This window comes from Arthrobacter sp. 9V, assembly GCF_902506065.1.
Classification (GTDB): Bacteria; Actinomycetota; Actinomycetes; order Actinomycetales; family Micrococcaceae; genus Arthrobacter.
Genome location: NZ_LR732912.1, coordinates 1,504,809 through 1,526,780, shown reverse-complemented (window position 1 = coordinate 1,526,780; position 21,972 = coordinate 1,504,809). Strand labels below are relative to the sequence as shown.

Sequence of the window (21,972 nt, the reverse complement as noted above, 5' to 3'; positions counted from 1 at the left end):
GGCCCCGGAAACCATGCGGTTTCCGGGGCCTTCGAAGTTAACGCTGATCCTTCAAAAGAATCAGGGTCTGCCACATCCAGGAAGGATCAGGCGTCCACTGGCTTAATGGCGTGGATTCTGTCAAGTATGGAGTTTTTCAGGTTCTCCGGGGCAGATTCCGTGCATGAGCGCTTAACCATGGTGCGAATGAGGCACTCAAGGTCATACTGCTCGGCACACTCCTCGCAGGTGTCCAGGTGCTGCTTGATCTCAGTGAGGTCCTCGCGGGTCAATGCGCCGTCGAGGTACTCGTAGATCCGCTGCATTCGCGTATCGTCGCAATCGCCCAATCCCTGGCAGTCGCTCATTTCTCTTTCTCCTGATTGTTGCTTCCGGCCGAGGCCTGATCATCGGTTTGGGCCCTGAAGCCCCGTTCGGCGGCATAGTCCGCCAACATATCCCGCAGCATCTTCCTGCCGCGGTGCAACCGTGACATGACCGTGCCGATCGGGGTGTTCATGATTTCTGAAATTTGTTTGTAGGCGTACCCTTCAACATCCGCGAAGTAGACCGCCAGCCGGAATTCCTCAGGAATCGACTGCAAGGCGTTCTTCACGTCGGAGTCAGGCAGATGGTCCAGAGCCTCAGTCTCTGCGGACCTTAGGCCTGCCGAGGTATGGGACTCGGCCTTGGCCAACTGCCAATCCTCGATCGTGTCCGAGTTGGACTGCAGCGGTTCCCGTTGCCGCTTCCGATAGAGGTTGATGTACGTGTTGGTCAGGATGCGATACAGCCAGGCTTTGAGGTTGGTTCCCGGCTTGTACTGATGGAAAGCCGAAAACGCCTTGGTGTAGGCCTCTTGGACCAGATCCTCGGCGTCGGACGGGTTCCGCGCCATCCGCATGGCTGCCGAGTACAGCTGGTCCACGTACTGCATGGCGTCGCGCTCGAAGCGCGCCCGCCGCTGTTCTGGAGTTTCCGAAGCAGGATCGACGTCGTTTGCCGCCGTCGCGTCGTCATCCGCGCCGGCTGCCTGGTACATGGCCGCTGCGGCCGGTTCAGTGGTGCTCATCGTTGCCAAGTCTACTGTCAGCTGCCGGGATTCCGGCTGCATTCCATATCCAGGCTCCGGAAGCACTACCCGGTCCTTAACCAAAGTCAAAAAACCAACTCCGTTCAACAAGCGGCACACACCATGCCGCAGTCCGGTCTCCACCGCACCTGATGTTCACAACGGTTGCTGCCGGGTAAATATTCCGCAAAAGTGCAAGACTAGAGCAGACTGCACCCCTTGAACACAACACTCACCGAACTAATGTGGCAAGCCATCAGGAGGCAAGACATGTCTGTTATCCGTTTTCTCGCACGTCCCATGCTCGCGTCCAGCTTCGTCGTCGCAGGGCTGGACAAGCTCCGGAATGCGGACGACACTGCGAAGCAACTTTCGCCCGTCCTTCGCCGCGCTTCCGAGTCCCTGCCCTTCAAAGCTGACGAAAAGACGCTTGCGCGCGTGATTGGCGGGGCACAGCTCGGAGCGGGTGCGCTTCTGGGCCTCGGCAAGCTCTCACGCTTCGCCGCTACGGTCCTCGCCGTGACGTCGGCTTTGAACTCCTACGTCGAGTGGCGTTCTGCCGATATCAGCACCAAGGAAGGCCGCAGCGCCCGCAAGGCCCGGCTGCTGAAGAACATCTCCCTCACAGGTGGTGTGCTGTTGGCATCCGTTGATACGGCCGGCCGCCCGAGCATCGCTTGGCGGGCAGAGCATTTGGCAGCCGACGCCAAAAAGGTGACGGGCAAGCAGATCAAGCGTGCAGATAAAGCAGTTCGCAAGGCCGTTGACAACGCAGTTGGAGCATAAGGAAGCATGACCGGTACCACCGCCGCAAACACCGAATCAAACAAGTCCGCCACCACGTTGCCCTTGTGGCCGGCCCCTTATGCAAAGGAGCCGGTAGACGCAACGGTGACGGTCCCCGGTTCAAAGTCGCTCACCAATAGGTTCCTGGTGTTGGCGGCGTTGGCGGATGGTCCCTCACGATTGCGGGCTCCGCTTCACTCCCGCGACTCCGCCCTGATGATCCAGGCCCTCCGGCAGTTGGGCGCCACCGTTACCGAGGTACCCGGCGACGGTGACTTCGGGCCGGACCTGGAAATTACTCCCTTGGATCCGGCAATGTCCGGGGCCAAGACCGCGATCGACTGCGGGTTGGCGGGAACGGTCATGCGGTTCGTTCCGCCTTTGGCCTCGCTGCGAAACGGCGTTACAGTCTTCGACGGCGACCCCCACGCCCGTAACCGGCCCATGGGCACCATCATTGAAGCCCTGATCGCCCTCGGCGTCCCGGTGGCGGCAGATGGCGGCAGGACGCCGTCGTCCCTTCCCTTCGCTGTGGAGGGTACGGGCGAGGTTCGGGGCGGGCACCTGGTGATCGACGCCAGCGCGTCCTCGCAGTTCGTTTCCGCGTTGCTGTTGGTAGGTGCCCGGTTCGTTGAGGGCCTGCATCTGGAGCACGTGGGCAAGCCCGTTCCCAGCCTGGACCACATCACCATGACCGTTGAAGTCCTCCGCAGCGTCGGCGTCGTCGTTGATGACTCGGTACCGAACCACTGGCGGGTTTCCCATGGTCCCATTCGGGCTTTTGACCAGCGGATCGAACAAGATCTCTCCAACGCAGGACCCTTCCTCGCCGCTGCCTTGGCCACACGCGGCACCGTCCGTATTCCCAATTGGCCTGCCGGCACCACGCAGGTTGGTGATCAGTGGCGCACCATCCTGGCTGCCATGGGAGCAGATGTACGTTTCAAGGACGGAACCCTTACGGTAACCGGGGGTGCGGAGATCAAGGGTGCTGACTTCGACGAAACCAGCGAACTGGCACCCACTGTGGCTGCCCTGTGTGCCTTGGCCACCGGGCCCTCGCGGCTGACCGGCATAGCGCACCTCCGCGGACACGAAACGGACCGGCTTGCTGCGCTGGTTGCCGAGATCAACGGCCTCGGTGGCGACGCCGAAGAAACGGCCGATGGCTTGGTGATCCGCCCGACTGCCCTGCACGGCGGCGTGGTCCACAGCTATGCCGACCACCGCATGGCCACTGCCGGCGCCATCCTTGGGCTCGCCGTCGAGGGCGTCCAGGTTGAAGACATCGCCACGACGTCCAAAACCATGCCGGAGTTCCCCCACATGTGGGGGGCTATGCTGCAGCGCAGCAACAACGACGATCTTGATGAGGCCAGCAACTGACCATGGGCCGTGACGCACGCTCCTGGGACGAATCCGATGTCCGGATCCGGCCCAGCAAAAAAGGATCAAGGCCACGCACCAAGGACCGGCCCAGCCACGATGATGCCGTGATAGGCAGGATCATCACTGTGGACCGCGGACGGTACAGGGCAATTGTTGACGAAGACTCTGCCGACGAACGCATTGTCATTGCGGCCCGCGCCCGTGAACTACGCCGCAATCCCGTTGTTCCCGGCGACTTCGTGGCTCTGGTAGGGGATGTCTCAGGCTCACCGGACACCTTGGCGCGCCTCGTCCGCGTGGAAGAAAGAAAGACGCTCCTGCGCCGCAGTGCTGACGATACCGATCCGATCGAACGGGTTGTGGTGGCCAACGCCGATCAACTCGTGGTGGTTGTTGCAGCGGCAAACCCGGAACCGCGTACCGGATTCATTGACCGTGCGCTGGTTGCAGCATACGACGCCGGCATCGAGCCGCTGCTTCTCATCACCAAGGCTGACGTCAAGGATCCGGCAGAACTGCTGGCCAATTACCTGAGCCTGGACTTTCCCGTGATCATCAGCCGCACCGCTGACTCCGAGGCCGGGGGCATCGACGCCCGCTCGGATGATGGGCTCTCCGCCCGACTGGACAAGGACGCCGTATCCCAGTTGCATGCACATCTCGGTGGCAAAGTCACCGTCATGCTCGGCCACTCCGGCGTGGGTAAATCCACCATGGTCAACGCCCTGACAGGTGCAGAACGCGCCACCGGCGGGGTCAACGCGGTGACTGGCCGGGGCAGGCACACATCGTCCTCGGCCTTGGCACTTAAGCTTGACGATGCCCCCTCCGGCAGCTGGATCATCGATACTCCCGGTATTCGTTCCTTCGGTCTGGCACATGTGGATCCGGACAGGATCCTGCATTCGTTCCCGGACCTTGAGCCCGGCACCGAGACGTGCGACCGCGGCTGCAAGCACGGTGCCAATGCCACCAACTGCGGACTGGATGCGTGGGTGAATGACGGCCATGCCGGCCCGTCAGGCGTGGCCAGGCTGGCATCCCTGCGCCGCTTGTTGGGTGCAGACCCACGGCTCGAGGCCAAAGAGACCAAGGAACTGGGCACTGTCAACTGATCGTTGCCAGCTGCACCTCCCCGCTGCAGCGGCTGATTCAGGATAGTTTGGTGGCATGACCCATCCCGTTTCCACGTACAACGACGACCTGCGCCTTGCCCATGTCCTCGCCGATTCAGTCGACGCCCAGACCATGGATCGCTTCAAGGCACTGGACCTGCAGATCGAAACCAAGCCCGACCTCACGCCGGTCACTGACGCTGACAAGGCCGCTGAAGAAGCAATCCGCGGCCAGTTGTCCCGTTCACGTCCGCGTGACGCGGTCCTCGGCGAGGAGTTTGGCAGCAGTGGACACGGTTCGCGTCGTTGGATCATCGATCCCATTGACGGCACCAAGAACTTCGTCCGCGGCGTTCCCGTGTGGGCAACATTGATTGCCCTCGTGGACGAAGGGGAACCCGTTGTGGGCGTCGTCAGCGCGCCGGCCCTGGGTAAGCGATGGTGGGCTGCCAAGGACATGGGAGCGTACATGGGCCGCTCCCTCGCCTCGGCAACACGCCTCAAGGTGTCCAATGTTTCGCGCCTGGCCGACGCCTCCATGTCATATTCCAGCCTTTCGGGGTGGAAGGAACGCGGCAACCTGGACGAATTCCTGGGGCTCACCGAAGACATCTGGCGCACGCGCGCTTACGGCGACTTCTGGTCGTACTGCCTCGTGGCCGAAGGTGCCGTGGATATCGCCTGCGAGCCCGAATTGAACCTCTACGACATGGCAGCACTGGTCCCCATCGTCACTGAAGCCGGTGGTCGCTTTACCTCATTGGAGGGCGAAGACGGTCCTTTCGGCGGTAATGCCCTTGCCACCAACTCCATCCTGCACTCGGAAGTCCTCAAGCGACTGAACCCCGGATTGGACGACCTCCTCTAACATCATGGACGCACCGCCGATCACGCGGGAGACGGAATTTTCAGACGGCGGAGGCCCCTTTGGAGGGGCTTCTGCCGTTTTTTATTCGGCCAAGCTTGAGATTTCCATTCGACGTAACAAAGAGCTTAATAATGGGCGGCGGCTTTGGATGGGGCACCGGACGTGCCTTAGCCTTTTTTACAGGTCACGAGTGCCAGCGCTAAACCCCGGTTTGCTGGCCGGCAACCCTCCATTCGCGGTGGGGTGCCCCGGGTGACGACCCGGCCGGTCCGGAACGGATGCGGCAAGCGCGGATTCCCCTATGGGGGTCCCTCTTGAGCGAGGTCCCATGAGCACTGTCACGTTGAACTCAAACACCATTCCTTCCTTTGTTGAAGAATCCCAGCCGGAGGCAGCCGCAGCGGCACGTCCTCTCGCCGCAGTTACAGGCGCTGAGTTGCAGGCACCACTGATCCAAGGTGGCCACGTCCGCTACGCCAACCTCGACTACGGTGCATCGGCTCCCGCCCTGACCATTGTTTCGGCCTACCTCAACGAGGTCCTTCCTTACTACGCCAGCGTTCACCGGGGAGCCGGATACGCTTCCCAAATCAGCACCTCGGTGTACGAAAATTCACGGAACATCGTCCGCGAGTTCGTTGGTGGGCGCCCTGGCGACTCCGTGATCTTCACGCGCAACACCACGGACTCCTTGAACCTGCTGGCCGGATGCCTCCCGCAGGTGGACGGCGAGTTCGCCGGCGAGGTCCTCTACCTGGACATCGAGCACCACGCCAACCTGCTTCCCTGGCAAGGAGTCCCCCACCGCAGCGTCGTGGCGGCACCCACCTTGGCCGAAACGCTGGACAAGCTCCGCGGCGAACTTGCCCAGGGCGGGGTCAGCCTCCTGGCCGTGACCGGCGCCTCGAACGTCACCGGGGAAATCCTTCCCATCGCGCGGCTCGCTTCCCTTGCCCACGAATACGGCGCAAGGATCGTGGTGGACGCCGCCCAGCTGGCACCGCACCGCCGGATCAACATCACTGAGGCCGATGTCGATTACATCGTCTTCTCCGGCCACAAGTTGTACGCCCCCTTTGGCGCCGGCGTGGTAGTAGGCCGTCCGGACTGGCTCGACGCCGGAACTCCCCACCTGGCTGGTGGCGGCGCGGTTCGAGAAGCCCGCCTGGATTCAGTCAGCTGGGCCGCCGGGCCGGCGCGGCACGAGGGCGGCTCCCCCAACGTGCTGGGTGCTGCAACCCTCGCCCGCGCAACTCAGGTGCTGGCAGGCCTTGACCAGGATGCATGGCACGCTCATGAAGCAGCCATTCGCTCATACCTGGTGAAGGGCCTGGAATCGATCGACGGCGTAACAGTGCACAAAATCTTCACTGATTCGCTGGACACCATCGGTGTGGTCAACTTCTCCGTAGAAGGATTCGACGCCGGATTGGTTGCCGCTTATCTGGCAGCCGAGCACGGAGTGGGCCTGCGTGATGGCCGCTTCTGCGCACACCCGCTCCTCAAGCGCCTGGGGCTCCCCTCGGGTTCCTTGCGCGCCAGCTTCGGCGTGGGGTCCCGGTTGGAGGACGCCACCAGGCTGCTGGCAGGCATCGAAGAACTCAAGCGCAACGGACTGGGCTGGGACTACGTGGTGGACGAAGGCCGCTGGGTTCCTGCCAACGACCACCGCAGCTACCCCGAGTGGGCACCGAACACTCCAGGCACTGCCGGCGCCGCTCCCTGCACCGTCGACTAGAAACGGTGAAGGCCGGATGCAATGCGGTAAATTCGTAGGGTACTTTTAGCCACCCTTTGAAGGAGTTCCGCGTGTCACTGCCTTCCCAGGGCGCCGCACATGATGCGGCCGGCATCCCCGGGCCAGCAGGACCGCGTGGTCCAAAGCTGCATGCCACCCGAAGGCTCGAGCTCGGGCAAAGCTTTCAGGACGGCGGCGAGCACTACGAGCTCGTGCGTCCTGGTTATCCGGCGGATTCCGCGGACTGGCTCGTTCCTCCAGGGGCGCACACCGCAGCCGACATCGGAGCGGGTACAGGCAAATTCACCGCACTCCTCGTCCAACGCGGACTGGAGGTGGCCGCCGTCGATCCTTCCACGGACATGCTGGAGCAACTGCGAAAGGCCTACCCCACCGTCAACGCGGTGGAGGGAACGGCAGAGGTAACAGGGCTGACGGACTCAGCATTCGACGTCGTCAGCGTTGCCCAAGCCTGGCACTGGTGCGAGCCCCTGGCCGCGAGCACGGAGATTGCACGCATCATGCGCCCGCATGCCGTCCTGGGGCTGATCTGGAATCAGCTGGACACTTCAATACCTTGGGTACACCGCCTTTCACGCATCATGCATGCAGGCGATGTCCACAAACCCGGCTTCCGGCCAGTCATCGGACCGGAGTTCGAAGGCCTGGAGAGCCACCTGACCACGTGGGAGGATGCCCTGACGCCGGAGGACATCATGGAATTGACCAAGTCACGCAGCTACTATCTACGCGCAAATGATGCCACCCGGGCAAAGGTCATGGGAAACCTGAAATGGTACCTCTACGACCACCTTGGCCATGCCCCCGGTGAATCCATCGGCTTGCCCTATATGACGCAAACCTGGCGGGCATTCAAGAAGCAAGGTCCAGCGCCACGGTAGGCTTGGGGTGTGAAGACCAGTACGCCCTCCTCCTCCATTGAGGACTACGTCAAGGTCATCTACTCCTATACGGAGTGGCAGGACAAGCCCATTACGTCGTCCCAGCTCGCCCAGCGCCTGGGGGTAGCCAATTCCTCCGTGTCCGAAATGGTGCGCAAACTCAAGGACCAAGGACTGGTTGACCACCAGCCCTACAGCGCCATCAGGCTCACCCCGGAGGGCATGCGCCTGGCACTGTCCATGGTTCGCCGGCACCGGCTCATTGAGACCTACCTTGTGGAGGAACTCGGCTATAGCTGGGACGAAGTCCACGACGAAGCTGAGATGTTGGAGCATGCGGTGTCCGATACGTTCATTGAACGGATGTCCGCCAAGCTCGGCCACCCGTCCCGGGACCCGCACGGAGACCCGATTCCCTCAGCCGATGGCTCGGTGGAATTGCCCCACGCCTACCGCATGATCGAGCTCGATCAGGGCCATTCGGGGCGTATCACGCGGATCAGTGACGAGAATCCGGACCTCCTCAGGTACCTTGCGGCAGAAGAGATCGCTTTGGACGCACCTATTGAAGTGGTAGGGCGTAAACCGTTCGGTGGAGCCCTGGTGGTGCGCATCGGCAGCGGGGCTCAAGGCCGGGAATTCGATCTCGCGGACGAAGTCACCTCTGCATTGTGGGTCCAAAGCGCCGAAGCTCACGAAGGATGCGTTCTTCCGCTCCGGTGACCCCAAGGCCCGCCCAAGGTCAGTTGCGCTGCCCGGCGGCGTCGCCGTCGTCGGAGGCTGCATCAGGTTCGCTGAGAGCGGCGCTCGCGTCCGCCCGCACGGGATTCCTGATCCCTACAGCTGACGCCAACCCGCCCAACGCGAACAGGCCTGCCGTTGCCAGCAAGGCGTTGAACAAGCCTTCCCTGGTAAAGGCCGGCCCCACAATCACCCCGGCGAAAGCAATCGAGATCAAACCAGCGATCCTGGCCACAGCATTGTTCACGGCCGAACCAATACCTGCCTCTTCGGAAGGGACAGCACCGAGGATGGCAGCCGTGAGAGGCGCCACCAAGGTGGCCAAACCGATTCCAAAGACTATTTGGCCCGGCAGCACCTGCGTCCAGTAGTTGAGGGGCTCCTGCACAGTGAGCGCCATGAGGAAGCCTGCAGCGCACAGTAGCGGGCCTACAGTCATGAACCATCTGGGCCCGTACTTACCTGCAAGACCCCCGAAGTAGGATGCGCCCACCATGAGGATGACAGTGCCGGGAAGCAGCGCCATGCCCGCCATTGTGGCTCCCATGCCACCCACCTGCTGAAGATAGATGCCCAAAACGAAGAAACCCAGGGAGATGGCGGCGTAGATGGCCAGGGTGGCCAGATTGCCCCAGGCAAAATTGCCGATGGTGAAAAGACGCAGGGGCAACATGGGCTCGGCCGTCCGTGCCTCATGGATCAGGAACAAGGCCATTGCCGCTATTCCCAGCAGCAGCGGGACCCACACTTGCGGGCTGCCCCATCCCATCCGCCCCTGTTCAATGAAGGCATACACCGGGCCGCCCAGACCGACCATGGCCAGGAAAGCTCCCAGGTAGTCAATGGTCTTGCTTTTGTCCCTGGCGGCGTCAGACGCGCGTAAACCCGCTAGCATCGGCCAAATGGCAACCGCCGGGATGACATTGATGAAGAAGATCACCCGCCAGGACAGCAGGTCCACAGCCGCGCCGCCGATCAGCGGACCCACAATGGCAGCAGCGCTGGTCCACCCGGACCACTGACCAATGGCCTTGGACTGCGCCGGCCCTGAGAACGAGGAAATGATCATGGCCAGCGAACTGGGGACCAGAAGGGCGCCGGCGATCCCTTGCAGTGCACGGGAAACCACCAGTACTTCACCGCTCCATGCCAGCCCGCACATCACGGAGGTAACGGCAAAACCGGCCAGTCCCCATTCAAGAATCCGGGCCCTGCCGAAATGATCGGACAACGAGCCGGCCACCAGGATCAGCGCCCCCAGCGTGAGCAGGTACGCGTCCACCACCCACTGCTGGATGACCAGGCCACCCCCGAGTTCCCGCCCGATGGCAGGCAGTGCGAGATTCACCACAAAACCATCAAGGATTGCGATGAATGAAGCCACAATTGCCACCACGAGGACGCGCTTCTGGAGCGGGGTACTCGGGAGCAGAGCCGCTGCGTCAGTCATGTGCACAGCCTACGCCGTGAAAGTCCCGTATCGTTGAATGGTGATTAGCAGACGTGATGCCGCATTGGCCCTGGATATTCCGATGGAAATGGCCCAACGCCACGGCATTCCGTCCCGCCTCTCCGAGGCCGAGCTCAGGGACATGCAGGACAATCCTCCCGCGTGGCTGGTACAGTCCCGGGCCAACCGCACCGGCAAGCGGCCGGTCTGGGTCCACCTGACGTGTGCCGTGTGCGGATACACCGAGGCTGTCCGCCCCAAGAAGTGGTGGCCGGACTTCTCCTTCGTCTTCTGTGGAACCCACAGGAACAGCGAACTGCCCGAGCTCTTCCTCGGTGACGTACGCAGCGAATATGAAGGCGTCGGAAGCCGGTTCGTAGGTGTAGTAGATGTTCGCAAGGACTAACTTGCAGAGGACGGATGCAGGCTAGGTCTGCTGGCTCATCTCCGACGGGACAGCAGCGAGCTCCACTGTTTTCCCTTCCCGCAGGACCGTCAACGGGAACGGTCGGCCAATAGCCTCGGCAAACAGCAATTTCTGCAGGCTTTCAGCACTCGACACCGCACGGCCCAGAGCGCGCAGCACCACATCACCGGGCTGAAGTCCGGACACCTCCGCCGGCGAGCCCGGGATCACTTCCACCACACGCAGGCCCTCCTTCTGGCCCGTCCGCACCACTGCGCTGGCATCCAAGGGAATCGGAGTGCTCACCAGGCCCAGGTAAGCACGACGGACCCGTCCATCCTTCAGCAGTGCGGCGATTATGCGTTGAGTTGTGGTGTTAATAGGTATCGCCAAGCCCAGCCCGAGACCCGCAACAGCGGTGTTGATACCCACGATGCGCCCCCGTGTATCGGCCAGCGCGCCACCGGAATTACCCGGGTTGAGCGCAGCATCGGTTTGGATGACATCCTCGATCACACGCCTGTGCTCCCCTGCCCGCACAGGAATGGAACGTCCTAATCCGCTCACCACGCCTGCAGTCACCGAGCCAGCCAAACCCAGCGGATTCCCCACAGCAATAACCAACTGGCCCACCCTCAACGTCTCTGCGTTGCCTAACAACGCCGGCGGCGGGGCTGCCTTCAGTCCGCGGACTATGGCGAGATCGGAGAGGGGATCCGCGCCTACCAGCTCCACCCCCGTGTGCTTGCCGTCTGCGAAGACAGCCCGGCCGGACTGTATGCCAGCCACCACGTGGGCGTTGGTCAGCATGTACCCGTCACCTGTGAAGACCACAGCAGAACCGCTTCCCCCGCGAACCCGGCCGCGGCGGTCTGTGCTCGTCATCTCGATGGCAGCAACGTGGGGTGTCACCGACTCAGCAACTTGTATGACGATCCGCGAGTAAGCGTCCAGGGCTTCATCATCCCCGGCCGCAGGCTCTTCGAATGCCCGGTCCGTAGTCATCGCGCGCCTCCTGCCAACGCCTTGCCACGCCTCACCGCAAACCTCCGCAAGGCGCCTACCCACTACAACTGCCAACCGCGTGCCGGTAGTCCGGAAGTCACTACGCCCTAGGTGAACGCTCATGATTTCAACAAAAGAAAGCCCCCGGATCCAGAGGATCCGAGGGCTTTCCGGGGTGGAGATGGGGGGAATTGAACCCCCGTCCGATGTCGTTTTGTCAGGGCTTCTCCGGGCGCAGTTCGCGTCGGATTTTCTCGGCCCCAGCCATCCTGCGAACAGGTGGCTGATCCGGGCCCAGTCATCTAAGAGTCCCGTTTACCTCAATGACGAAGGCAAACAGCAGTGGCTATCTAAATGACGCCAGGAACCGGGGCGATAGCAACCCCGGGCTGACGGACTGTCTTACTGCTTAGGCAGCGAGAGCGAAGTCAGTGCGCTTAGATTCGGCACTTATTGGTTTGCAGACAGCGTTTACGAGATAATTCTGCATCCTCGGCCCGCTTCACCTGTCGCGACTAACATCGTCGAAACCGATCATCCCCGTATTTTGTTACCAAACCCGCCAAGAGTCTTTGAACTCCTGTCGGACTACCTATCATAACGCATTCATCCGGTGGATCATTCCCCCGACCACTGCTGCCTAGCGTCGGTTGCGTTCCCGCAACTCACGCAGCGATTCACGCTTATCCTGCTGTTCACGGAGGGTCTGCCGTTTGTCGTAGTCCTTCTTGCCTCGGGCTATGGCGATTTCCACCTTTGCCCGGCCGTCCAGGAAGTACAACTGAAGGGGCACAACAGTGAATCCGGACTCCCGGATCTTCTGCGAGATTTTGTCCAGTTCATCACGGTGCAGCAGCAGCTTACGACGTCGGCGTGCAGCATGGTTGGTCCAACTCCCCTGATGATATTCAGGGATGTGGATGCCCTCCATCCACAATTCGTCATTGTAGAAGGTGCAGAAGCCATCAACCATGGAGGCGTGGCCTTCACGGAGGGACTTCACCTCTGTTCCCATGAGGGCAATTCCTGCCTCATAGGTATCCAGGACATGGTAGTTATGCCGGGCCTTCCGATTGGTGGCCACTACCTTACGGCCACTTTCCTTGGGCACGGTAGAACTCCTTGTTAGATGCGGATTTCAACTAGTGTACGCCAGCGCGGCGGGGCTTCCGTGCGCCATCCGAACCCTAGAGGAGGGTCATGGGGTCCACTGCGGCACTGTTCAGCCAGGTTTCGAAGTGTGCGTGGCACCCTGTGGAGTTACCCGTGCTGCCCGAGTATGCGATGAGTTGGCCCGCCGATACCTGCTGGCCGTTTGCTACCACAATGCTGCTGTTGTGGTAGTAGATGGTGGTCAGCGAGTTTCCCTGGACCACGCCATGGGAAATCTTCACTCGCCATCCACCGCCGTCGGCAGAGTTCCACCCCGAATTGAAGACTTCGCCCGCCGCCGCTGCATAGACAGGCGTGCCGCATGCCGCCCCGAAGTCGATCCCGGTGTGCATGTATCCACCGGTGCCGTAGAAATCAATGGTGCCTGGTGGTGTTGCCCGCCAGCCGAATCCGGAGGTAATAGGGACAGCGCTTGCGAAGGGATGACGAAGACCGAACGCCGACGGCGAACCGGCGGGCGGAGGAGAATACGGCGGCTCGGGGGGTGCGGGCCTGCCTTGGGCGGCTGCCGCAGCTGCCGCCGCAGCCGCAGCCGCTTCAGCGATCCGACGCTGCTCGGCTTCCCAGGCCTCCCTGAGCTTCCGGTCCCTCTCAACGATTTCAGCGGCAACCGTATTCTGTTCCGCCTTCACCCGGGCAAGGTTGGCTTCGATGCCGGGCTTGGCCGCTTGCAGCTGTCCGTTCAGGCGGGTGGTGTCCTCGATCAGCTTGTCGACTTCAGCTTTCTTGCTTGCAGCTTCGTCCCTTGCCGACTTCTCACGCTCCAGTGCGGCGTCTGCCTTGCTCTTCAGGTCCTGGATCTCTTCCTCAACAGCTACAAGCCTCGCCTGGGAGTTCACGTTGGTAGCGTTCTGCTGAGTGAGTTTGGTCATCGCCGCGTTTTGGCTACGCATGGCCTGATCAGCCAAATCCATGGACTCAGTCAGACTGCCGGACTCGCTCGATCCGAACAACAAAGCAATGTTAGTGGGCACGCCACCGGACTTATATGCCTGGGAGGCGATCTGGCCGATCAGCTTCTTGGTATCGGTGATCTTTTGCTTATCACTCTCCAGCTGCTCTGTGATCTTGGCCTTGTTCTGCTGGGCAAGCTCAACCCTGGCAGCCAGCGCCTCGACTTCCTTGACCGCACTCGCAACCCGGCCCTGAGCCTCCAACAGGGCTTGCTGGGCGCCGGGAAGGCGGCCCTGGTAGATCACCAAGTCACCTGCCGCCTTGGCTATATTGGAGTCAACAAACTCCAGCGAGGCCTGAACCCGGGCCGCTTCTGCTTCCAGGGCAGCTTGCTGGTCCTCCAGGCTGTCCGCCATTGCAGGCGGGGCACCGGACAGCAAACTGACTGCCAAGCCCACCGCAAGAACCGCCCCCAAAAACCGGGCATGGCCGGACGCGAAACGCCGGCGCAGGGGGTTCGGGTCCAACGTGGTCATCAGGAGTCCTTTTCGCTTGTTGTCTTGGCAGTTGTTTCAATCCGGGCGTCCACGGCTACACCTTCAGATAACGCCGGAGGGTCAACAGCGAAGATATACCAGCCAGACCGGCACCGAGTGCAATCAGCACCGGGGCTATCACCAGCACTTGGGTGGAAGAGATGAACGGCGTGTTCAGGAACTGCCGCGACAAATCACCGTTGAGCCAGAAGTGCGCCATGAGCCAGAGAGTGACCGAGGCCAGCAGCGCCCCCACAACGGCAGCAATGACTCCTTCGAGGATGAACGGCAATTGGATCACCATCTTTGATGCGCCCACAAGCCGCATGATGCCCGTTTCCCGCCGTCGGCTGAACGCTGAGAGCCGGATGGTGGTGGTGATCAGCAGGACCGCGCAGAAGATCATCACCGCTGCCACGCCTATGGCCGCAACCGATGCTCCGTTCATCCAGGAGAAGATGCGTTCCAACACCTGCCGTTGGTCGCTGACGGTCTCAACTCCGGGTTGCGAGGAAAAGGTCTCGCTGATGATTTCGTACTTCTCCGGGTTCTTCATGTTGATCCGGAAGGAAGCCGGCAGTTGGTCTTCAGAGACGGAATCCACTATCGGCGAGTTGGAGAACTGCTCCTTGAAATGCGTGTACGCCTCAGCTTGGGACTCAAACTGGAAATCGTTGATGTACGGCTTGACCGCCGGGGATTCGAGCATCGCCTGAAGGTTTGCCTGCTGCTCCTTGGTGGCCGAGCCCGACGCACAGCCAACCGCCGTCGAACCGTCATTGCAGAGGAAGACCGCCACCTGGACTTTGTCGTACCAAAAGCCCTTCATCTGGTTGATCTGCATCTGCAACATTCCTGCCGCACCAACAAACGTCAGGGAAACAAAAGTTACCAGAACCACAGAGATAACCATGGAGAGGTTCCGGCGCAGGCCACTGCCGATTTCCCCCAGAATAAACAAAAGCCTCACAGCTGTGCCCCCTGCGCGCGGTTGAGCTCCTCGCCGCTGGCGTCCCTCAACCGGCGCGACTCGCCAACCACCGGAATCATCGAGGTGTACAGCGCCTTCGCTTCGTCGCGAATAACCTTGCCGTTCTTGAGTTCCACCACCCGGCGGCGCATCTCATTGACGATGTCGTCGTCGTGGGTTGCCATGACTACCGTGGTGCCGTTCTGGTTGATCTTGTCCAGGACTCCCATGATTCCCATCGAGGTAATGGGGTCCAGGTTTCCGGTCGGTTCGTCCGCCAGCAAAATACCGGGACGATTTACGACGGCGCGGGCGATCGCCACGCGCTGCTGCTCACCACCGGAAAGTTCATGGGGCATACGGCGTTCCTTGCCCTCCAGGCCAACTGTCTTCAAGACCTCCGGCACCGTCTCCCGAATTATGGAGCGGCTCTTGCCAATCACCTGCATGGCGAAAGCGACATTCGCAAAGACGTTTTTCTGCGGGAGCAACCTGAAGTCCTGGAAGACAACGCCGATACCGCGCCGAAGCTTCGGGACACGCCAGCTCGATATGTTGGCAACGTTCTGGCCGGCGACATACACAGAGCCGGACGAGGCTTTGTCCTCTTTTAGGATCAACCGAAGGAAGGTGGACTTGCCCGAGCCTGAGGCGCCCACCAGGAAGGTGAATTCGCCGCGGTTGATCTCAAGGCTCACAGAATCGAGCGCCGGTCGGGCATTCTGCTCGTAGACCTTGGTGACATTCTCAAATCTGATCATGGCCCTTTAGTACCCCGCCGGACATGACGTAGCCGCCCAGTCCAACAGCCGGAGCGCGGGCTTTCGATGGGGGAAGTGAGAGCACCGGCCACTCGACTATACGCATGGGGCAGTTGTGATCCGGCAGCTTTCAGAGGCGTGTCGCGGAATCCGAACGCTTATGTGTGCCGCGACATGCCGCCGGCTCCTAGTTGGCTGCGGCGTTTCGGTTGCCCGTACGCCAACGGATGCCGGCGTCGATGAAGTCATCAATATCGCCGTCAAGGACTGCGGAGGTGTTGCCGACTTCGTGCTCCGTCCGCAAATCCTTGACCATTTGGTAGGGATTAAGGACGTAGGAGCGCATCTGGTCGCCCCAGGACGCCTTAACGTCTCCGGCAAGCGCCTTCTTTTCGGCGTCCTGTTGTTCCTTCTTAACCAGCAGCAATCTCGACTGGAGCACACGCATGGCGGCCGCCCGGTTTTGAAGCTGCGATTTTTCATTTTGCATGGAGACCACAATGCCCGTAGGAATGTGCGTCAACCTTACTGCGGAGTCGGTGGTGTTAACGGACTGGCCGCCCGGGCCGGAGGAACGGAAGACATCGACGCGGATTTCGTTGTCCGGAATTTCGATCGAGTCAGTCTGCTCGATCAGGGGGATGACTTCCACTGCTGCGAAGGATGTCTGGCGGCGCCCCTGGTTATCGAAAGGACTGATGCGAACCAGACGGTGCGTGCCGGCTTCGACGCTCAAGGTGCCGAAGGCGTAGGGCGCCTTCACTTCGAAGGTGGCCGATTTCAAGCCTGCTTCTTCAGCGTAGGAGGTATCCATGACGGTGGTCGGATAGCCATGGCGTTCTGCCCACCGCAGGTACATCCTCATCAACATCTCGGCGAAGTCGGCAGCATCCACGCCCCCGGCTCCGGCCCTGATGGTAACAACGGCCTCGCGCTCGTCATACTCGCCGGACAACAGCGTTGTTATTTCAAGCTCCGCCAGCGCTTTGCGGATGGAGGAAAGTTCTTTGGCCGCTTCGGCCATGGAATCCTCATCGCCCTCGTCCTGGCCGAGTTCCACCAAGACTTCGAGATCGTCAATCCGGGAAGCAAGCCTGGACAGGCGCTCTACTTCCGATTGCCTGTGCGACAAACGCGACGTGATTACCTGAGCGGAAGCGGGATCGTCCCAGAGGTCCGGAGCACCGGCCTGCTCGCTCAACTCGGCTATCTCAGCCTTTAAGGCATCAACATCGGTGACGTTCTCGATTGAGCTGTACGTTGCTCGAAGTGCGCGGATTTCCGCGGGAAAATCAATTTCAGCCATGATCATCCCAGCGTACGCTATCCCTTGCACTCCCTGAGGGCTCCCCACTCCCGGCCCAAAGGTTACTCCCGCACGGCCTGCCCATACGGATCATTATTGGATCAAACGGGATCGGGCCGTGGCCTTCGCCTCGATGAGAATCCCATCCGGCAGCAGAAAACTGACCACAGGCGGGTGCACCACTGCGGTGAGGACCACGACGGCTGTGCCGCCGGGCTCGCTGCCCGTACCTCCCGCCACACTCAGATGATCATGGCGTGAAGAGGCGCTGATGGCTTGGAGATAAGAATTTGCAGCGGCCAACACTCTCGCGTCCACCAATGATGTGGACGGGAGATTGCCTCCACCGATGTCCCCCACCGTGTAGGAATCCACAGCTGCCAGCGCCGCTCCGTCCGCCAGGGACAGCAGTTTCTTGTGCTCCAGATACACCGCTGAAGCAGCCATCACCACTGAAGCGAGAAGGAGGGCCAAGAGCACGAAGCCAACAATGAGAACCGTTATTTGGCCTTCTTCCCGCGGCGCGCCCTTCGATGCCGAACTGGTCACTGGTAACGCCCCACAACCTGCGATGCAGAGGCACTGAGCCGGCTTGCCTTCAAGTTCAGTGAGTCGCCCAACGGCATCATCGGCAACGAAACGTCCAACTGCACCGTTACAGTCACTGTTGTACCGGCCGACAAACAGCCCGCACGGTCACATGTGATGGTCACGCTGGTGGACTCAGGTGAATGACCGTAGTCCTTAAGGGCAACCAGCACGCTGCGCTCCGCCGCAATCCTTGCGCTGGCCGGGTCCGATTGAGTCACGAAGACTTTTGCTGCTTGGTCAGCAGCACCCACCACCGCAAATGAACCCCCTTGAATCTGGCCTACAGTTACCACGAAATAGACCACGGGAACCATGAGCAGCACTGCGAGAAACGTGAATTCCACGACGGCACTGCCCTGTTGCGCTCCGGAACCTGCAATCCCGACATGCTCTTTGCCCGGAGGCCTGGCAGGCAAGCACAGGGCTTCGCGCACCCTTTGCCGAAGAGCGTTCAGCCGAGCCTCGGACATATCAGCCCCGGAGATCTGCATGCCCTTTGACCTCCAGTATTTTACCGGGGCCAATAAGACCAAGAACCGGCAAAGGGGCCCTCACTGTCACTTCCAAGGTTCGGAGCCCATCAATGGTGACTTCAGTCGACGTGACGTCGCGGGCAAAATCATCATTCAACGCATCACCGATCAACTCAGCAGTCCTGGCCCGGGCATCCATCAACGTGCGGTCCGACAGCGTTCCGTAACGCGCCCCGGAAGCGGCTGCATCAATGAGTGTGTTCCGAACGTGCAGGACCAGCATGAGTTGAACAATCGACATGAAGAACAAGGTCAGCAATGCACCGACCAACACGAAGTCGACCACCGCGGATCCGCGCTCGTTCGCCGTTCCTTCCGCCACCAAACCGGGACGGTGGTGGGCGATCCAGGTATGGTTCTTCATCCCGCGTCCTAGTTGCCTACCTTGGTCATTGCCTGATTAAACAGGTCGCTCAAGGCCGGTGTGGCGATGGCAAGTAGTCCGGCTACGAGGATGGCGGACATGAGTGTAATCATCACCCAGCCGGGTACGTCGCCACGCTCGCGGTCATCCAGCGGGGGCAACACCTTCCGGACTGCCACCACGAACATCCAAGAAGAGCAGAGGAGCAGGATGGAGACAGTGGACGGTTTCTTAACACTTCGTTTCATGTTTTTCCCTAATGTACTTTCAGACGGCGCCGGGTTGGCGTGGTTGGTGAATGGACTGGCGCGTGGATCGGAGGCTGGGATGTTAAAGGCTCATTTCCAAAGCAGCGATGGCAGGAAAAGCGGCAAAAACGACCGTCAGGGGGAGCACGCCGAAGACGAGGGGCACCATCATGGCAATTTCTTTTCGGCCCGCGGACTCCATCAGGTCGCGCTGGGCGGCGTCGCGGACGTCCGCCGCCTGCGCCCGGAGGACCTCTGCCAGGGGCGTTCCGCGCTCCACCGCCACCACCAGACCATCGATGAACCTGACCAAGGGTGGCAGTTCCGCCCTGGAAGAGAACGCCTGGAGCGATTCCGTGAGCGGCTTTCCGGATCGCGTATCCGCCAGGATGGTGGCGAACTCACCGGATAGCTCGCCGTTGGAACTGCGGCTCACCCTATCCATGGCGCCCATTGCGCTCTCCCCCGCAGCCACAGCGAGCGCCATTAATTCCGCGAGGCTGGGAAACTCAGACAGCATCCTCGATTCCCGCCGTTTGATCGTCTGCCCCAACAGATAGTCGCGAAGCAAATAGCCGCCCAAAGCGCTTCCAATGACTGCAATGAATGACACGGTGGGGCTGAAGTTGCCTGCGCTGACACCAGCGACAACAACGAGGACCGCAATCACAAAGGCGATACCAGCCCAAAGGAGCTGCTCGGCCCGGAAGTCCAGCGTGGATTTTGTCGAACCGGCACGGGCCAGTCGCTTCGCAAGGGCCGTGGAACCCACGTTCAAGCGGTACATGGAGGAAAGTGCATCGCGAATTATGGGTCGAAGAATTCGCTCCAAGGGTCCGAACGGCGTGAGATTGTGCGTGGGTCCGCGAAGAAGGCGGGATTCCAGGTTCTGCGACTTCAACTGTGGTTCGATCCGATCGGAGAATCTTGTTGCCCGCATGAAGGGCAGCCTCACCAGAATCAACCAGCATCCGGCACCCAGAAACAGTCCGCACAGCACGGCGAAAGCGGTTGTCGTGTTCATCCAAACACCCGCTCGTCCTCTGGCAGTGCACCGACGCGGAGCATCACGGAGTAGCAGAAAACGGAGACCAGGAGGCCTCCAAGCAACACCATGGCGCCAGTGCCGGAGTTGAAAGCGAGCATGGCTTCAGGCCTGCTGGCCATGACCACCAAAACAATCCAGGGCGCAGCTACGGCAAGCCGGGCGGCATTGATGGTCCAAGACTGCCGGGCTTCAAGCTCGCTGCGCGTCCGAGCGCTATCACGAAGGAAGCCCGACAGAGTCCCCAACATTCGTCCAAGGTCGGAGCCACCCACTTCGCGGGTCATTCGCAAAGCCTCTATTATGCGGTCGGCCACGGGATCAGCGAGGCGATCTTTCAGTTTGTTCACCGCAGCCTCAAAATTACCCGCAGCTCTGTAGTCAGCCCCGAAATCGAGGAACAATTCCCTTAATTCTTCGGGTCCGTTATGTCCCAGCTGGATCAGGGCTTCCGGAAGTGCGAGGCCTGCACGGATCGCCGAGCGCAAATGGTCCACTACATCCGGCCACAGTTGCCGAAGCGCGTTCCTCCGTTTCCGTGCCCGCCATCGCACCGTGGCAAAAGGAACCCAGGAACCGAAAATTGCAAAACACAGTGAAACCGGCGGGGACCCTGTCACTACATAGAACGCAAGCAGCGCAAAGAGTCCACAACCGCCACAGGTGGCAATGAGCCCGCCACCGGAGACTTTCTCGATTCCTGCTGACATCAGGAGAAGGTCCAAGCGACGGGGCCTCTTCGTCTTAGGTTCAGAGGGTGGCTGGACCCATGCGGACCACCACACGAGAAACACTCCTAAACCACCGACGATCCCCAAGAGCGGCGCCATCAGTTCAACTCCAGGAGGGCCGCCACATCAAAACCTGCCCGGGCAAACTTGTCCGCTGCGGGCATGGAATTGGCTCTGGGTTGGAGCTGCCCCGAGACCATTCCGAAAACGCCTGAGGATTCGATGATCCCGTTCTCTACCCTGCGTCCCAAGGACAGGATCTCGGTCACCTGCCTGCGTCCCGTTGAGTTCCGCCCGCAATGCACTACGAGGTCAATGCACGATGCGACGGTGGGCACTACGAAAGCACTCGAAATATTTGCCCCTGCCAAGAGCGGGAGGGTGCAGATCTTAGTGACGGCGTCGTGGGCAGAGTTGGCGTGTACTGTACACATCCCGGGCAAGCCCGAGTTCAGGGCAATGAGCATGTCCAGGCTTTCCGCCTCGCGAACCTCTCCCACTATGAGCCGATCCGGACGCATCCGAAGTGCTTCCTTGACAAGTCGCCGCAGGGGAATCCCGCCTTCACCTTCGAGATTGGGTTGACGGCATTGCAGGCCCACCACGTCACGCAAAGGCAGCTGTAGTTCAAAGATCTCCTCTACAGTAATGACGCGTTCACGGGAGCCAATGCTTGAAGCCAGGCAGTTGAGCATGGTGGTCTTTCCCGCTTGGGTTGCGCCTGAGACCAGAATGTTGAGTCCGCTGGCTACCGAGGCCCCAAGGAATCTGGCGGCCTGGGGCGTCAGGCTCCCGAGTTCCACCAGGTGTTCGAGGCGGCTTGCTCTGGCGTTGAATTTCCTGATGTTGACAGCCCAGTGCTTCCGGGTGATGTCCGGGATAGCCACGTGCAGCCTTGAGCCGTCCGGAAGGGCCGCATCAACGAAGGGGGACGAGACGTCCACACGGCGCCCTGAGCTCTTGAGCATCCTTTCCACGAGGTCACGTACCTGCTGCTCAGTGAGACATATGGCCGTCAACTCGGATTCACCGTTGCGGGCCACATAGATTTCATGCGGCGCGTTGATCCATACCTCTTCTATGCCGGGATCATCCAAGAGCGGCTGCAGGGGACCGAATCCTGCTACAGCATCAAAAATGTGCTGCCGGGCGGCCTCCAGGTGTCCAAGCGAAGGCAGCGGGCCCAACAATGCCCGTTCGTCGTAGTCGTTGACTGCAGCATCCACCAGGAGCCGCACATCCTTTGCCTGTTCCAGGGGATCCAGACCGCGGCGTCGGATGAGTTCGCGGACTTCTCCCTCGACGATTTCTACAGCATCCACATCTTTCCCCGATGATCACGAGCACTTAAACGAGAGGTGCATCTCGA

At 60.8% G+C, this 21,972-nt stretch carries 24 protein-coding genes, 1 other RNA gene and 1 riboswitch; of the genes, 8 read left to right on the top strand and 17 right to left on the bottom strand.

Going from position 1 to position 21,972, the window contains the following annotated elements; all coding sequences use genetic code 11:
• Positions 1-86 precede the first annotated feature (86 nt).
• Entirely contained in the window at positions 87-347 is a 261-nt protein-coding gene (rsrA, locus tag BACI9J_RS07140; protein WP_142938598.1) for a mycothiol system anti-sigma-R factor, read from the bottom strand.
• Positions 344-1,141: a sigma-70 family RNA polymerase sigma factor gene (locus BACI9J_RS07135; protein ID WP_159733774.1), complete on the bottom strand. Its 798-nt coding sequence runs from the start codon at positions 1,139-1,141 to the stop codon at positions 344-346. The genes rsrA and BACI9J_RS07135 overlap by 4 nt, the downstream gene beginning before the upstream one ends.
• A gap of 180 nt (positions 1,142-1,321) precedes the next feature.
• Here BACI9J_RS07135 and BACI9J_RS07130 point away from each other — a divergent pair, with 180 nt between their 5' ends.
• The 7 genes from BACI9J_RS07130 to BACI9J_RS07100 all read left to right on the top strand — a co-directional run bounded on the left by BACI9J_RS07130 (position 1,322) and on the right by BACI9J_RS07100 (position 8,572).
• Entirely contained in the window at positions 1,322-1,837 is a 516-nt protein-coding gene (locus tag BACI9J_RS07130; RefSeq protein WP_159733773.1) for a DoxX family membrane protein, read from the top strand.
• A 6-nt stretch (positions 1,838-1,843) separates the two neighbouring features.
• Positions 1,844-3,223: a 3-phosphoshikimate 1-carboxyvinyltransferase gene (aroA, locus tag BACI9J_RS07125; RefSeq protein WP_201296530.1), complete on the top strand. Its 1,380-nt coding sequence runs from the start codon at positions 1,844-1,846 to the stop codon at positions 3,221-3,223.
• Between the two features lie 2 nt (positions 3,224-3,225).
• On the top strand, positions 3,226-4,341 hold the full coding sequence (gene rsgA / locus BACI9J_RS07120) for a ribosome small subunit-dependent GTPase A (protein ID WP_159733772.1): 1,116 nt from the start codon (positions 3,226-3,228) through the stop codon (positions 4,339-4,341).
• 55 nt (positions 4,342-4,396) lie between these two features.
• The gene (hisN, locus tag BACI9J_RS07115; RefSeq protein WP_091468486.1) at positions 4,397-5,209 is read left to right on the top strand and encodes a histidinol-phosphatase; all 813 of its coding nucleotides are present in this window, start codon (positions 4,397-4,399) and stop codon (positions 5,207-5,209) included.
• Positions 5,210-5,391: 182 nt separating this feature from the next.
• A riboswitch (SAM riboswitch) is annotated at positions 5,392-5,505 on the top strand.
• A 32-nt stretch (positions 5,506-5,537) separates the two neighbouring features.
• Positions 5,538-6,947 (top strand): aminotransferase class V-fold PLP-dependent enzyme, encoded by a 1,410-nt coding sequence (locus tag BACI9J_RS07110; RefSeq protein ID WP_159733771.1) that lies wholly within the window; start codon positions 5,538-5,540, stop codon positions 6,945-6,947.
• Between the two features lie 77 nt (positions 6,948-7,024).
• Positions 7,025-7,849 (top strand): class I SAM-dependent methyltransferase, encoded by an 825-nt coding sequence (locus tag BACI9J_RS07105; RefSeq protein ID WP_236558837.1) that lies wholly within the window; start codon positions 7,025-7,027, stop codon positions 7,847-7,849.
• Between the two features lie 9 nt (positions 7,850-7,858).
• Positions 7,859-8,572, top strand: coding sequence for a metal-dependent transcriptional regulator (locus BACI9J_RS07100; RefSeq protein WP_159733769.1), 714 nt, complete (start codon positions 7,859-7,861; stop codon positions 8,570-8,572).
• A gap of 19 nt (positions 8,573-8,591) precedes the next feature.
• Here the strand turns inward: BACI9J_RS07100 and BACI9J_RS07095 are convergent, their stop codons facing one another.
• Positions 8,592-10,046 carry an MFS transporter gene (locus BACI9J_RS07095; RefSeq protein ID WP_159733768.1) on the bottom strand — a complete coding sequence of 485 codons (1,455 nt, stop codon included), beginning with the start codon at positions 10,044-10,046 and terminating at the stop codon, positions 8,592-8,594.
• A 31-nt stretch (positions 10,047-10,077) separates the two neighbouring features.
• On the opposite strand from BACI9J_RS07095, the gene BACI9J_RS07090 reads away from it, so the two are divergent.
• On the top strand, positions 10,078-10,446 hold the full coding sequence (locus tag BACI9J_RS07090; RefSeq protein ID WP_236558563.1) for a hypothetical protein: 369 nt from the start codon (positions 10,078-10,080) through the stop codon (positions 10,444-10,446).
• Positions 10,447-10,467: 21 nt separating this feature from the next.
• Here BACI9J_RS07090 and BACI9J_RS07085 read toward each other — a convergent pair whose 3' ends face one another.
• The 14 genes from BACI9J_RS07085 to BACI9J_RS07020 all read right to left on the bottom strand — a co-directional run bounded on the left by BACI9J_RS07085 (position 10,468) and on the right by BACI9J_RS07020 (position 21,925).
• Positions 10,468-11,451: a S1C family serine protease gene (locus BACI9J_RS07085; protein WP_159733767.1), complete on the bottom strand. Its 984-nt coding sequence runs from the start codon at positions 11,449-11,451 to the stop codon at positions 10,468-10,470.
• Between the two features lie 173 nt (positions 11,452-11,624).
• Positions 11,625-11,993: a transfer-messenger RNA gene (ssrA, locus tag BACI9J_RS07080) on the bottom strand.
• 98 nt (positions 11,994-12,091) lie between these two features.
• Positions 12,092-12,562 carry an SsrA-binding protein SmpB gene (gene smpB / locus BACI9J_RS07075; protein WP_017198498.1) on the bottom strand — a complete coding sequence of 157 codons (471 nt, stop codon included), beginning with the start codon at positions 12,560-12,562 and terminating at the stop codon, positions 12,092-12,094.
• A 76-nt stretch (positions 12,563-12,638) separates the two neighbouring features.
• Positions 12,639-14,054 carry a M23 family metallopeptidase gene (locus BACI9J_RS07070; protein WP_159733766.1) on the bottom strand — a complete coding sequence of 472 codons (1,416 nt, stop codon included), beginning with the start codon at positions 14,052-14,054 and terminating at the stop codon, positions 12,639-12,641.
• A 55-nt stretch (positions 14,055-14,109) separates the two neighbouring features.
• On the bottom strand, positions 14,110-15,024 hold the full coding sequence (gene ftsX / locus BACI9J_RS07065; protein WP_159733765.1) for a permease-like cell division protein FtsX: 915 nt from the start codon (positions 15,022-15,024) through the stop codon (positions 14,110-14,112).
• Positions 15,021-15,785 (bottom strand): cell division ATP-binding protein FtsE, encoded by a 765-nt coding sequence (ftsE, locus tag BACI9J_RS07060; RefSeq protein ID WP_017198501.1) that lies wholly within the window; start codon positions 15,783-15,785, stop codon positions 15,021-15,023. The genes ftsX and ftsE overlap by 4 nt, the downstream gene beginning before the upstream one ends.
• 187 nt (positions 15,786-15,972) lie before the next feature.
• Positions 15,973-17,091 carry a peptide chain release factor 2 gene (gene prfB / locus BACI9J_RS07055; protein ID WP_159733764.1) on the bottom strand — a complete coding sequence of 373 codons (1,119 nt, stop codon included), beginning with the start codon at positions 17,089-17,091 and terminating at the stop codon, positions 15,973-15,975.
• Positions 17,092-17,184: 93 nt separating this feature from the next.
• A complete protein-coding gene (locus tag BACI9J_RS07050; protein WP_236558561.1) occupies positions 17,185-17,640 on the bottom strand; it encodes a pilus assembly protein TadG-related protein in 456 nt (151 codons plus the stop codon).
• Entirely contained in the window at positions 17,637-18,173 is a 537-nt protein-coding gene (locus BACI9J_RS07045; RefSeq protein ID WP_159733763.1) for a hypothetical protein, read from the bottom strand. Before BACI9J_RS07045 ends, BACI9J_RS07050 begins: the two co-directional genes overlap by 4 nt.
• Positions 18,154-18,579 carry a TadE family protein gene (locus tag BACI9J_RS07040; protein ID WP_159733762.1) on the bottom strand — a complete coding sequence of 142 codons (426 nt, stop codon included), beginning with the start codon at positions 18,577-18,579 and terminating at the stop codon, positions 18,154-18,156. The genes BACI9J_RS07045 and BACI9J_RS07040 overlap by 20 nt, the downstream gene beginning before the upstream one ends.
• A gap of 8 nt (positions 18,580-18,587) precedes the next feature.
• Positions 18,588-18,827, bottom strand: a complete 240-nt coding sequence (locus BACI9J_RS07035; RefSeq protein WP_159733761.1) for a hypothetical protein — start codon at positions 18,825-18,827, stop codon at positions 18,588-18,590.
• 82 nt (positions 18,828-18,909) lie between these two features.
• Positions 18,910-19,851, bottom strand: a complete 942-nt coding sequence (locus tag BACI9J_RS07030; protein WP_159733760.1) for a type II secretion system F family protein — start codon at positions 19,849-19,851, stop codon at positions 18,910-18,912.
• The gene (locus tag BACI9J_RS07025) at positions 19,848-20,702 is read right to left on the bottom strand and encodes a type II secretion system F family protein (RefSeq protein WP_159733759.1); all 855 of its coding nucleotides are present in this window, start codon (positions 20,700-20,702) and stop codon (positions 19,848-19,850) included. Before BACI9J_RS07025 ends, BACI9J_RS07030 begins: the two co-directional genes overlap by 4 nt.
• Positions 20,702-21,925 (bottom strand): CpaF family protein, encoded by a 1,224-nt coding sequence (locus BACI9J_RS07020; RefSeq protein ID WP_159733758.1) that lies wholly within the window; start codon positions 21,923-21,925, stop codon positions 20,702-20,704. The genes BACI9J_RS07025 and BACI9J_RS07020 overlap by 1 nt, the downstream gene beginning before the upstream one ends.
• Positions 21,926-21,972 lie beyond the last annotated feature (47 nt).